The following is a 12,812-nucleotide window of genomic DNA, read 5'->3' as shown; positions in this document are numbered from 1 at the left end:
TTAAATACCTTGTGCCTGCAACCAAAGTTCCAGCAATCCCAGCTGCCACAGTTTAGAACCGCGTAACGGCGTAATATGTGCTCCAGGATCCTGATATAACCTGTTTAAGTAAGAAGGATTAAATAACGCTCGCTGTTTCGCTTGAGGCTGTTGAAGCGCCTCAATGATTTGATTGAGTACTGTACCTTTTAGATATTTCAACGCTGGGACAGGGAAATAACCTTTGGGTCGATCAATCACTTCTGATGGAAGCCACTGCCGCGCTAAACGCTTTAATAGCCACTTGCCGTCACCCTGCTGAATTTTCATGGCGGAGGGCATTTTGGCCACCAACTCAACCAACTCATGATCTAAGAAAGGCACACGAGCCTCCAATCCATGAGCCATGGTCATGTTATCGACACGCTTGACTGGATCTTCTACCAGCATCACCGTAGTATCTAAACGCAATGCCTTATCCAGTGGCTGAGGAGCACCAGCTTCAGCAAAATGCGCTTTAACCCAGTCGCCCGCATCATCATTATCAACAAACCAGGCAGCACTAACGGTTTCTTTATATTCACTAAAGTCTCGATCAAAAAATGCCTGTCGGTAATGAGGATATGCTTCTTTGGCATCCAATAAGGGGGGATACCAATGATAACCTGCAAATATTTCGTCTGCGCCCTGGCCACTTTGAACAGCATGACAGTGTTTTACTACTTCCTGAGCAAGCAAATAAAACCCAATACAGTCATGGCTTACCATGGGTTCAGCCATCGCCTTGATCGCCTGAGGCAACGTATTCAGCAATTCTTGCTCGCTTACTCGCCAGCGATGATGTGTGGTACCAAACTGCCTGGCAACAATATCTGAGTATTGGAATTCATCACCAGCCTCATTACCTACGCTATCAAACCCGACAGAAAACGTCTGAATATCACTGCCTTTAACTTCTGCTAACAGCGCCACCAACAAACTTGAATCAACACCACCAGAAAGCAAAACACCCACATCAACAGCGGCGACATTACGACGGCGCACAGATTGCAATAGTGTTTCCTGCAGCATCATTTGCCAATCATCCACTGACTGCACTTCATGATCCTGGGTTCTCTCATAATTAACTTGCCACCAACAGCCCTGTTGAACACCTCCGTTATCATCCACCTCTAACCAATGACCAGGGGGCAGCTTACGAATATCTTTAAAAAGGGTAGATGGGGCTGGCACCACTGCATGAAAATTTAAATAAAACTGAAGCGCTATCGGATCCAACTCATGGGATACTTGTGCGCTATGTAATAAAGTAGGCAAAAAGGAGGCAAAACGGAAAAATTGATGATTCTGTACATAATAACAGGGCTTTATACCTAAACGGTCACGAGCTAAAAAGAGCTGGCTGCCATCAATGCGCCAAATGGCAAAAGCAAACATACCATTAAACCGATCCAGGCATTTTTTCCCCCAGGCATGATAGGCCTTTAACACCACCTCAGTATCAACATCAGAAAAAAAGTGATAGCCCTGATCAATGAGTCGTTTTCTAATTTCTCGATAATTATAGATTGCTCCATTAAAAACAATACCTAGCCCAAGCGACATATCAACCATGGGTTGCTGCGCTTCACTGGATAAGTCCATGATTTTTAAACGACGATGAGCAAATAACTGATTATTTTGAGCAAAAATACCTGAAGCATCAGGTCCTCGTGATGCCTGCAAACTGTTTGCCACACTAGCAAAATTTAAATCAGGCACCTGTTGATCAAAACGAAATTCACCTGCAATTCCACACATATGTAGTATAAATCCACTCTTTTTAATTGGTAAGCGGGTTAATCGCTGTATTAATTTGGTAACGTACCTGTCACCTATTTACTTTATAAACCCGTCAGTACTAACCTCAGCCTTTCATTAACATCAAAAGTATTTATAACACAAAGTATTTTTATCCGCAAAAAATGGGCCTTCCTTACCAAAGCTTAGTCAGCCCCTTTATAAAAGCTCAAAAAACAAATGGTTTTTCCAGGTGGGACCCAAACAATACTTTGAGCTAAAACTATTATGATCCCATTACAGCCACCTAAGCATAGTCTAAAGAAGCACAGTGTGGTCAAAAATGCTCACCATTAGTTAACCGAATCTATAAAGTTGATCAGCATCACAAAATATAAAACCCCCACTCAAATAAACGCAACTGACTTATTTTTGTCACAAAATAAACGTATAAGGAATACAAACTTTTAGCCATAAAATTAAGCTAAAACAGTTGCTACAGATCAAGCAAAAAACTTGACAATTATAATACAGTTAACATCTATAAGTAGCTCACAGGATTGAGGCAATAATAAATACTATAAAAACCACTCGTATAAAAATAACAATACTAAATATCTAATTCATCTATTATAAGAGCACAATTTAATTTAGAAAAAACAAATAAAATAAATAATAATTTATGCAATTTTGCACCCCAAACGAAGTGTTTTTAGCGAAGCTGGCCTGATCAGTAAAGGCTAATTTCACTAAAAACAACTCAGAAAATGAGAAATCAGCAGTCTCAGGCTCGCTCATTATAACCAGCAACAACTGTTAACTACTGAAAAGAAAACAGTAAATTTGCAATAAGCTTGCTACTTATTTACGCTATTTATTGCTCAGCAATGAGAGAAGCACAGAAGTAATTTATAGCGGTATTTGAAATTTATAAGAATACCCATAGCAAAGGGTATACATCCGTTGCACAAGCGCCAATTATAATAAAGTAACCATTATTCATTTAATAAAAGGCAGTATATTTATAATTGAGTGTGCTTAATTAGGATGTTTTATTCACTACATAAGCTACACATGTAGGCAGGTAAAATAATAACATTATCAAGGAATGAATCATGCAATTTACATTACGTAAACTTAGCGCCACACTACTTGCAATTTCCAGCTTATCCATCGCTGGTTTGTCCACCGCAAACAACTCCGTTCCTGTCACCATTGACTTAGTGAGAAACTCCGGAACGGGCTGTCCCTCTGGTACCGTGTCAACAACGGTTGCACCCGATGGCAAATCCTTTGTGCTGGGCTTCGATACCTACATTGCCGAAGTTGGCCCAGGCGTTCCTTATCGGGAAAGCCGGAAAAACTGTACCATCACAGCACAACTGAATATTCCTAATGGTTATGCGTTTACCATTGTCGATGTTAATTATCGTGGCTATGCTTCCCTTGATCGTCATGTGAAGGCAATGCAACAGTCTCGTTATTTCTTTGCAGGTTTTGCCCAGGAAGCACGTTTAAGGACTAATTTCCAAGGTCCTTATGATGATAATTATTTAATTAGTGACCGCTTAGGATTGCACTCTGTTGTGTGGTCAAGCTGTGGTGCAAAAGAACCTGTAGTGATCAACACTGAACTCCGCGTCACTAATGGTAACTACCGAAGAGAGAGAGGTATTATCACAACAGATACCATTGATGGCAAACTTTCACATCAATACGGTATTCAATTTAGACGCTGTACTATGAATAGTGAAGCTGACAACAGTGAGTTATCTTTTAATTAATTTTTTTCAAGCAGGCCCTTAGGGTCTGCTTTCTATACATTGGCCTTAGTCATTGCTCTACGTTTAGTTAATTTACCTGCACTTTTTATTCCCCCCTAAATCCCAATATATTATTCATTAAATCATTTTACGGCTGACATATTTTACATGCATAACTGACATGGGTCTGTGCATATAGGCATCTATAAAAAACGTTTTTTGAGAGGTTTATAATGTAGCTGTTTTTTATCAACCATTCTCAAACTCACGCTATACCCATAGAGGGGTATAACGATTAAAAACCTGTCTCTTCAAGGATTGATTATGATGACAAACACTCTTACTTTACCTAAAGCCTTTATTTTTATTGTTGGATTTTCACTTGCCTCAAGTGTCAGCGCCAGCAGCTCAATTCCAGTGACAATTGACTTGGTAAAGAACTCCGGCACAGGTTGTCCTTCAGGCACCGTTTCAACAACAGTGGCACCTGATGGTAAATCTTTTGTTTTAGGTTTTGATGCATATATTGCAGAAGTTGGGCCTAATATCCCTTACCGCGAAAGCCGCAAGAACTGCTCTTTAACCGCACAACTGAATATCCCTAATGGTTATGCGTTTACCATTGTTGATGTTAATTATCGGGGATATGCTTCGCTGGAAGATGGTGTAAGTGCCGTACAACAATCCCGCTATTTCTTTGCCGGCTATCCTCAAGAAGCACGTTTGAAAACAGATTTTAATGGCCCTTACGATGATAACTACCTGATCAGCGATCGTCTTGATATACATTCCATTGTTTGGTCAAGCTGCGGGGCAAAAGAACCTGTAGTTATTAATACTGAACTAAGGGTCAATGATGGTGGTAATTCTGAAGCCCGCGGCTTAATTACAACCGATACCATTGACGGTAAGTTATCACATCAGTACGGTATTCAATTTCGCGAGTGCACAATGAACACAGAACGTAATGATAGTGATGCTATTTAAAGAGCTTAGGGCTTGTTAACAGGCCCTAGCCAAAAGTGTACTGAAAAGCAGCTGTTTATCACCAGAATACCCATGCCCAAATGGGTATTCATGACACCTTTGATATTATACCCTTAAAGCCCCAACTCTAAACTACACTTAACGCATAACAGTGCTGCAACTTGTGATAATCAGGGATGGATTTGTTAAACTGGTATTAACAAGCATTAATTAACGTATTTCCCTGGCAGGTAGTCTCACTGATGTTATTTCGTCGCCATCATCCACTTTATGGACCTCTTTCTCATCATGCAAGAAAAGCTTATCTAATTTTTGCCAAAGGTGACGGTTATCAAGCATACCAAGCATTTGTTCAGTGCCGTCAACAGGTTGTTCACTTACTTAGCCAGCCTGCAGATGCCTTATTTTGGGATGATGTTTTAACTGCCGCAGGAAAAACTAATACAGGCAATGCGCTTATTAAAATTGCCTCTAGATATTTTCCAAAACACCCAGGCATTCAATTACGCTGGCTGGGTATTCGAACTCAGCGGGAAAACCTTCGTGATAGCCTGGCTCATGCTGAAGCTATGAGCAGCTTGTGCTCAAATACCTATGAACACACATTACAACAAGCTATTGTTATTCGTATTTCCGCAAGAATGGGGCTCATAAAATCGACCTATGAGCGAATCGCGCACTTAAAAACACAGCTGCCCACTAAACATTACTTAGCCTGGCGTCATCTGGCAATTGCTTATGGTTATTTACGGGATTGGGATGCCGCCATTACCTGCAGCCAGCAAGCTATTAAAAGCTACCCTCAACGAGCAGACGGCTATTGTCTACTGATTTCCAACCTGCTGGCACGAAGCCAGCTTGCCCAAGCCAAAAAAGTTTTACAGCAAGCCATCACCAAGGGCTTTAATGACTTAATGTTTTTACACTACATGGCCCAGTTTTATTATTTTATTGGTGACTTAACCCAGTCAATCCAGTGCCTGACTGAGCTAAAACATCGTTGGCCCAATATGGATTTACGTCAGATAGAGCATACACATGTCAATTTATTATGGCTAAACGATCAAAAAGACGAAGCGCTTAAATTAGCGCAAACAGTGTACCCCTCTTTCTATCAACAACTGAAAGAGGCGCCACCGAATGCCGAAAAAGTCCTCATTTCCGTACCCGTTATGTGTCAAGAGCCCTCGATGTGTGTGCCAACCTCAATTACGATGTGTGCGCACGCTCAAGGCGTAACGCTTGATCCACGACAGCTTTATCAGCAAATGCAAGGCCATGAAGGGACCGAATTATGGCGTATGCAATCATATCTGGAAAACAATGGATTCACCGTTCACTACATCCAAAATACCTCAGCAGCTATCAAAACCCTGTTGAAACAGGGCATTCCTTTAATCGGCCATTTACTCACCTTATTCATGGCTCATGTTGAAGTCATCATTGGTTTTGACGATGCACTACAGGGGTTTTATATTCGTGACCCTGAGTCTCTCAGCCCTAAATTTGTTGATGAAGGGTATTTGACGGAGGCCTACCAAGCTTCAGGCAACTACCTCATTGCGGTAACTCATCAAAGTCAACCAGCACTGGCAGGTTACCCATGTCATGAAGATGCTCAACAGCTTATTGCCCTTAGCAAACATGTTGCTGAAAACAACATCAGCCTGGCTAAACTCGCGTATCAAAAAATTAGCCATGATAGTCCTTGTGCCTATCTCAGAGACATCTATGCCTATGGTATTTGTTTGTCACCTCAACAGTTTGCTGACCGGATGAAGCATTATGCGAATGATCAACAGCAACACAACGTTACTCGTCTAAAAGCTATCTTAAATTGCGGTGACACTGAATTCCTTGAACAATGGGTGGATAGTTATCGTCAACAACACGACGATATTCCAACAGGATTTGCACATTACCTGGAGCTGATTGTTGCCAAAGCCAAACAACATTGGTCAGAAGTGCTTACCCGCGCTAATCAACTTTTGGCAAAGTCACCCTCCGCAGAGCATTTATGGATATATAAAGCAGAAGCTGAATATGAGTTAGGCTTGATGGATGACGCCTTGAGCAGTGCCAACATGGCAATTGACTTATCCCCCAAGTCCACCAGCATTAAACGTAAATTGCGGTTGATCCGTCCTTATGCTGAATCCTATCAAGCACGTTGCCAGCAGCTGCAGGCGCAAATTAAAGCCAGTCCCAGTATTTTTGAACTTCAGGAGGAGTATGCGTATTTATTAGGGGAGGGGAGCAGTGGCTTAGAGTATGAAAAAGCCCTTAAGCGCTGTATTGATGCGCGGCCTTTATTGCCCTGGAACTATGACAAACTGGCTGACTGGTATTTACAACAGGATCGTAATGATCTGGCTAAAACAATCTTAAATCAAGGTCGTAGTCTGCTACCTACAGAAATTCAACTGCGCTCATTTGAACAAGACAAAGAGGATACTCCCCACCCAAAATCTGAAGATCACGATCAACAGGCAACACCTGAAGCCTCTCTTACTGACCAGTGGCAAACGTTAAAATGGACTTGGTATCAGCAAGCCCATTTTACTGACTCAGATTACCAGCGGTTAGCGACTCTCATTGAAAACAATGACTTCATAAATCAGTTATCGTGGTTTGATGCTTGTTATTGCTATGCAGTGTATTTTGGCGTAACCGACCAACGGCTCCGACAGCGCTCAGCCAGTGAGCAAACAGCCGCCTTAAAAAAATGTTTACCGGCAGACTTACCCGGCCACAAACCCTTTTCTTTGTTATGTTTTAACCAGGCCTTAGAGCGGGGTGATCTGAGCCGGCAAGCAAATTATTTATTGTATGAATGGCAAAGCGCAGCCATGAAAAACAGCCAATGGCGGTATGATATTGCTTTTGATATTGCCTTTTTTAAAGAGTGTGCAGGTTATTTAAATGATGCGGAGCAAATGTACCAGACCATTATCCAGCAAATGCCTGGTTATGCTGGTGCCTATTACCGCTTAGCCCAAATACTGGATAAAAAGGGTGAGTTACAACTAGCAATGCATTGGTATACCAAAAGTATCGAAATAGCACCTTTATCACCAGGCGCTATCAGTCGTATGCTCGATGTTTATCATGATAATCAGATGTATGAAAAAGCGGCTCTCTGTGCCCAAAAGCTGTTAGACTTACATCCTTATAGTTTTAACTATATCGAACAGGTTCTGCGCTATCTAGCCTATAATGACAGCGTTAAAGTTGCACTACAGCAATTAGAGGACTATGAAGTTTATCTTTCTCCGTCAGCCAAAGCAGCTATTGCTGCACGCCTTTATTTGATAGAAGACAACTTTCAGCAAGCAGCTGATCAGCTAGCGACTATTAACCAGCGACAGGGACTCACCCGCCATGTCATGGTTTCAGAAGTACGCTGTTATATTGGCTTGGAAAAGAATGAGCAAGCACTGAACACTATTCATAACGCCTTAGAGTATGAGCCTGAAGATGAATGGTTTATTAATACGAAACTGCAGGTGTTAGAAAAAACCAATAGCACCCAACGTTATACGTTTATAGAACACTGTATCAAACAGCAAGTGATAACTAATAACATCCTTTCCAGTTGGTACGAATACCATAAGCATGATAATAGTGAAACACTGTTTGACTGGTTGCAACAACAACCAGAAGATGCTGCTTACCGTTGTGCCCGATATTTAGAACATGTTTTTATTGACCACAACGAATTACAAAAAAGACTTGACTTGTTGTATTTTGGCAGTCGTTACTTTACCCACTACGACTACTTTAAACGCACACTTGTGTATTGGTTAATTAATCAGAATAAATATGATGAAGCCGTGCAAATAACCAAAACATTACTAGCCCAACAACCTGACGAGCCAGAAAACCACTTATTATTAGGGCGCATTTACACTGATCAGGGTAATGTCTCTGCTGCATTTCAACATTTAAATCGCGCCTATGACATGACCGGTTGGGTTGATGCATTGGTACATATAGGCCGAGCTCATCATAGTGAGGGCAATACTCGACTTGCCATTGATACCTATAAAAATGTTTTAGAAAAAGACCCATTGCATGATTTAGCCCTGAACAACCTGTTTATTCTTCATTATGAGCCTACCCAGCTTTACCCTTATTTTTATCGTACAATTGACCATCAAATTGGCCATGAAACACAGTATTTTTTAGTCAACGCTGCCCGCTGTGCTGCCGAGGTCAAACAACCATTACCAACTAACTGGTTACCCATGGCATTACACCGGTTTAATGCGCTTTTTCATGAACCGCCTTTTGCTGATGAAAAAACACAGCTTGCTAAATTGATTTACCGATACTATTTCACCTTGGGTGAAAAAGAAAAAGGGGAGGCTATTTTAGACAAAGCAGACGTCGCTAAACCAGGGTTTTGGCCTTGGCATCGATTTGGCAATAGCTGGATTCCCAAACAAGAAAGCCACGAGTCCTAAGCACTACCCTAAAAAAGTAAGCGCGATAGAGGAAGTACATTACTAGGGCCTGTTAACACGTCTAACGTTGTCAATCATGTGCTTCCTCTAAAAACCATATCAACACAAGACGCATTAATACAAAAATTTATCCATTGTCATCCTGCAATAGCGCATACATTTCTCGAACACTACTCATAAATTGCACTATCTGCTTGGTTCCAACTTTTTTTTCTAATTCCTGACGTGCCTGCTTAATGGCTTGCAATCCTTGCTTCATTAATCTTTCACCTTCAGGCAGTAAACGAATGCTTTTAACACGTTTATCACAATCATTATCATCAAGCGCAATCAGCTTACGCTGCAGAAGTCGATCTATAATGCGTTTCGAGGTTGAACGCCCACGGCCTTGATAACAGCAAAACTGATTAGTGGTTAACGGCCCTTTATCCGCAATAATCAACATGGACCCTAGCATTTCTGAGGTAATATTTAATGGCTCTAAAGCCAATGTGATTTTTTGCCGCATTACATAATGCAAGCTGCTTACAGCAAAAAATATTGATTCATCCAACACATCAATCTCACTAAACCGCACAATGTCGCCCCCGAAAAACCACGTATTTTATATAAAAATTTACAGCATGACGCTAGCTTAGCAAAAAACGTTGCACATGCAACATAAATCACTATAATGTTGCATGTGCAACAATCGAAATACTCACATATTTCCTTTTCTCTTCTTACTACTTTAATGAGGTTACTATGGCTAATCGGGCGCTCACCCGCCTTTCGTTTGGTTTATTTGCTATTGTGGTACTGCTCAGTGGTTTTCTGTTAGCCGCTGACTTTTATGTCCCTTTTTCTTCCCAAGGCGTTATTCAGGCTGGCTTTATTGATATAGCACCAGAGGTTCCTGGTAAGGTTACGACAATTTATGTGCGTAATGGTGACCATGTCATGCCTGGTGACCGTTTATTTGATCTTGATGTTGAACGCTATCAACTTGCTTTGGAAAAGGCTCAAGCCCAACTTGCCCAGGTTCTTGAACAAAACCAAGGATTAAAGGTTGCCATCACACAAGCCTTAGCACGGGAAAAGCAGGCACAGTCAGATTTAAAACAAGTGCAAGCTCACACCATGCGCGTTAGACAACTATTTAGCAAAGGGCTGATAAATAAAGAGGCATTAGAACAAGCTGAAACTGAACTTGTTCATACCCAACAACAAGTCATTATTCACCATAATGCCGTCATAAATGCTCGCGCAAAAATTCAGCGTGATGGTGAAAATGCTGCGCTTAAGCTGGCACTGAATCAGCTCCAACATGCCCAGTACAATGTAAGCCGAACCAGGGTTGTCGCCACCAGTGCTGGCTCGATTACCAATCAGGCTTTAACAAAGGGTACTTACTTGCATACTGGGCAAACAGCGCTCACCTTAGTGGCCCAACAAAACCAGTGGCTCGCAGTAGATTTTCTTGAAAAAGGGGGCGACCAGTTAAAGCCTGGAAGCCAGGCACTGGTTGTGTTTGATGCAAACCCGACTACCTTAGTAAAAGGCTATATCAGTAGTGTTGATACAGCTGTTTCATCAGCGAAAGCAACACTAGGCTCAGCTGCAGATGTTCAAAATGACACGCACTGGGTCAGACCTAAACAACGTATACGGGTCCGTATTCAGTTTAATCATGCGCCTAAGAGCATGATTGTAGGGTCTAGGGCATCTGCGATGATTATTCCTCAACAGTCGGACATCTGGTCTGTACTCAGCCATATATGGATGCGCGGCGTGTCCCTGGCGCGTATGGTGCTGTAATGGGGAAATATATTAATCCAACACTCCATAGGCCCATACGGATTATCATCGGCATGACTGTAGGTGCTGTCATTGGCTTAACGGGTAACTGGAAACTACCCATGTATTGGTTACTGTTTCCGACCATTATTTTTATCAATTTACCCCAAGCATCTTTTCAATTAGTGTGGAAATTAACAGGGAAAAGTTTGTTTTTAGCATTCATTGCCAGTGTATTAACCGATATACTGGCAACCCATCCTTTTATTGTCTGGCTTATTTCAAGCTGGTTATGTTTTTATGCTATTCATGACACGGCCAAACACAATAATCAAACATCTTGGTTTTTTGGATTAATTAGCTGGTCACTGTTTTTAATTCTAGGGTTTTCAGGCATCTCTACACGTTCCTTATTAGCAGACTACTACTGGTCATTTATTATTACGGTACTATTAATGTACCCTATCTTTTGTCTACTACCGTCACCCGGACTAGCCCCGCAACCACCTGAAAATAATAGCTCCCCGCCTTTAACAGGCAATATGATTTGTATTGGTATTATTTTATCCCTGGCTCTTGGTGCCTATTTAATTTTTAACATTAAAGACAGTGTTTTTGTCTTTATCACTATAATTGGGGCGGTAATGGCACTGAAAAAAGGTGATGTTGCCAAATACAATCAAAGCATGATCGGTCAACTATCTGGTTGTGTGCTGGTAGGCGTATTAGTTTTAATCACACTAGGTCAAACAGATCAGCTTCTCGTTATTATTCTTGGCCATCTATTAATTGTTAGCTATCTCGTCTATGCCTTTGGTCAACCTAATAATGCGGCTGCACTAACCAACGCCATGATTGGTTACAGTGTACCTTTTATACTTTATATGATTCCTGGGCAACCTATCCTCTATAATTTAAGCATTCGGGTCATCATGCTTTGTGCTGCGGGACTTGCGATTTTATTCATCGACTTAACCTTACAAGGCTAAAAACCTTTACATTCTATCTGTATTATGGGTATATGCAGCTCATAAACCGCCAACGCTTAATTCTATAAGGTCATTAAAGATTATGAACATATGGGTAGACGCAGACGCCTGTCCTGTTGTGATTAAAGAAATATTATTTAGAGCTGCAGAACGGACTGCAACAACAGTCACGCTGGTTGCCAACCAACCACTGCGTGTACCAAAGTCACCCTTTATTAAATTCCTGCAAGTAACACCGGGTTTTGATGTTGCTGATAATGAAATTGTTAAGCGTACAGCCGCAGGCGACTTAGTGATCACCGCAGATATTCCTTTAGCCGCTGAAGTGATTGATAAAGGTTGTATTGCCCTTAACCCTCGGGGTGAGCTGTATACCAAAGACAATATCAAAGTACGTCTCAATATGCGTGATTTTATGGATACCTTACGCAGCAGTGGTATTGATACCGGAGGCACTCCTGCACTGAGCCAAAGTGACCGTCAACAGTTCGCGAATAACCTGGATAAACTCCTAGCTCAACATAAAAAATAGGTGCTCCCAGCACCTGCTTCACAAGCAAATTCAAGTATTGCCAACCCTCTTTGTGCTGTACCCCAACTTCGCTTAAGTCAGTAACAGTAATAGCTCAGTATATAAAGGGCACTACAAAGGCTGGATAATACCCGCCGATTTGTTTGCCGCAAGGAAGCGGCAAACAAATTATTCAATCTGCCATATAAATATGGTGATTGGGGTGAGGAGTAAAGATAACAAAACCTAGAAATCATTCGTGAAGGGTATATAACCAGGGCAATCGCATATAAATTTACACCGAACAAATTAGCTTCATTAAATATTCATGATCCCAACCAGCAGAGAGTCTCTTATTTTTTATTCCAATTTTATAAGTATTATCTTGCTTAAGAATATTAAGTGCTATCTGCCTAATTCTAGACATATTTTCAGCTGAATGTCCTTTACGAATTCGACTATCATCTTCTCTGAATGCAACATCCAAACTCCAGTGCAAGCTGTTTTCAATTTGCCAGTGATGTTGGATCATTTCACTAACCTCTTTTGCTGGCAATGACTG

Annotated in this window: 9 protein-coding genes; 6 read left to right on the top strand and 3 right to left on the bottom strand. The window is 41.3% G+C overall.

The window, feature by feature from the left end; genetic code table 11:
* On the bottom strand, nt 1-1,779 hold the full coding sequence (locus tag F607_RS0102665) for an N-acetylglutaminylglutamine amidotransferase (protein ID WP_027706803.1): 1,779 nt from the start codon (nt 1,777-1,779) through the stop codon (nt 1-3).
* 1,094 nt (nt 1,780-2,873) lie between these two features.
* On the opposite strand from F607_RS0102665, the gene F607_RS0102660 reads away from it, so the two are divergent.
* The 3 genes from F607_RS0102660 to F607_RS0102650 all read left to right on the top strand — a co-directional run bounded on the left by F607_RS0102660 (nt 2,874) and on the right by F607_RS0102650 (nt 8,974).
* Nucleotides 2,874-3,542 (top strand): DUF4360 domain-containing protein, encoded by a 669-nt coding sequence (locus F607_RS0102660; protein ID WP_027706802.1) that lies wholly within the window; start codon nt 2,874-2,876, stop codon nt 3,540-3,542.
* A 303-nt stretch (nt 3,543-3,845) separates the two neighbouring features.
* A complete protein-coding gene (locus F607_RS0102655; protein WP_038289756.1) occupies nt 3,846-4,508 on the top strand; it encodes a DUF4360 domain-containing protein in 663 nt (220 codons plus the stop codon).
* Between the two features lie 242 nt (nt 4,509-4,750).
* The gene (locus F607_RS0102650; protein ID WP_027706800.1) at nt 4,751-8,974 is read left to right on the top strand and encodes a tetratricopeptide repeat protein; all 4,224 of its coding nucleotides are present in this window, start codon (nt 4,751-4,753) and stop codon (nt 8,972-8,974) included.
* 127 nt (nt 8,975-9,101) lie between these two features.
* On the opposite strand, the gene F607_RS0102645 is transcribed toward F607_RS0102650, so the two are convergent.
* Complete coding sequence (locus F607_RS0102645) at nt 9,102-9,551, bottom strand: MarR family winged helix-turn-helix transcriptional regulator (protein ID WP_027706799.1); 450 nt, start codon at nt 9,549-9,551, stop codon at nt 9,102-9,104.
* Nucleotides 9,552-9,718: 167 nt separating this feature from the next.
* Here F607_RS0102645 and F607_RS0102640 point away from each other — a divergent pair, with 167 nt between their 5' ends.
* From F607_RS0102640 to F607_RS0102630, 3 genes are all read left to right on the top strand, one after another.
* The gene (locus F607_RS0102640) at nt 9,719-10,771 is read left to right on the top strand and encodes an HlyD family secretion protein (RefSeq protein ID WP_027706798.1); all 1,053 of its coding nucleotides are present in this window, start codon (nt 9,719-9,721) and stop codon (nt 10,769-10,771) included.
* Nucleotides 10,771-11,739 carry a DUF2955 domain-containing protein gene (locus tag F607_RS0102635; protein WP_027706797.1) on the top strand — a complete coding sequence of 323 codons (969 nt, stop codon included), beginning with the start codon at nt 10,771-10,773 and terminating at the stop codon, nt 11,737-11,739. Before F607_RS0102640 ends, F607_RS0102635 begins: the two co-directional genes overlap by 1 nt.
* 82 nt (nt 11,740-11,821) lie before the next feature.
* The gene (locus tag F607_RS0102630) at nt 11,822-12,271 is read left to right on the top strand and encodes a YaiI/YqxD family protein (RefSeq protein WP_027706796.1); all 450 of its coding nucleotides are present in this window, start codon (nt 11,822-11,824) and stop codon (nt 12,269-12,271) included.
* 274 nt (nt 12,272-12,545) lie between these two features.
* Here F607_RS0102630 and F607_RS27890 read toward each other — a convergent pair.
* A partial coding sequence (locus F607_RS27890; RefSeq protein ID WP_027709615.1) for an ISAs1 family transposase occupies nt 12,546-12,812 on the bottom strand: 267 nt, incomplete at its 5' end.

This window comes from Zooshikella ganghwensis DSM 15267 (assembly GCF_000428585.1).
GTDB lineage: Bacteria > Pseudomonadota > Gammaproteobacteria > Pseudomonadales > Zooshikellaceae > Zooshikella > Zooshikella ganghwensis.
This window is presented reverse-complemented; position numbering and strand designations above follow the sequence as displayed.

Bases quoted from the DNA above. Each gene is read 5' to 3' on its own strand.
- F607_RS0102665 (WP_027706803.1), bottom strand. From the start codon at position 1,779: ATGTGTGGAATTGCAGGTGAATTTCGTTTTGATCAACAGGTGCCTGAT.
- F607_RS0102660 (WP_027706802.1), top strand. From the start codon at position 2,874: ATGCAATTTACATTACGTAAACTTAGCGCCACACTACTTGCAATTTCC.
- F607_RS0102655 (WP_038289756.1), top strand. From the start codon at position 3,846: ATGATGACAAACACTCTTACTTTACCTAAAGCCTTTATTTTTATTGTT.
- F607_RS0102650 (WP_027706800.1), top strand. From the start codon at position 4,751: ATGTTATTTCGTCGCCATCATCCACTTTATGGACCTCTTTCTCATCAT.
- F607_RS0102640 (WP_027706798.1), top strand. From the start codon at position 9,719: ATGGCTAATCGGGCGCTCACCCGCCTTTCGTTTGGTTTATTTGCTATT.
- F607_RS0102635 (WP_027706797.1), top strand. From the start codon at position 10,771: ATGGGGAAATATATTAATCCAACACTCCATAGGCCCATACGGATTATC.
- F607_RS0102630 (WP_027706796.1), top strand. From the start codon at position 11,822: ATGAACATATGGGTAGACGCAGACGCCTGTCCTGTTGTGATTAAAGAA.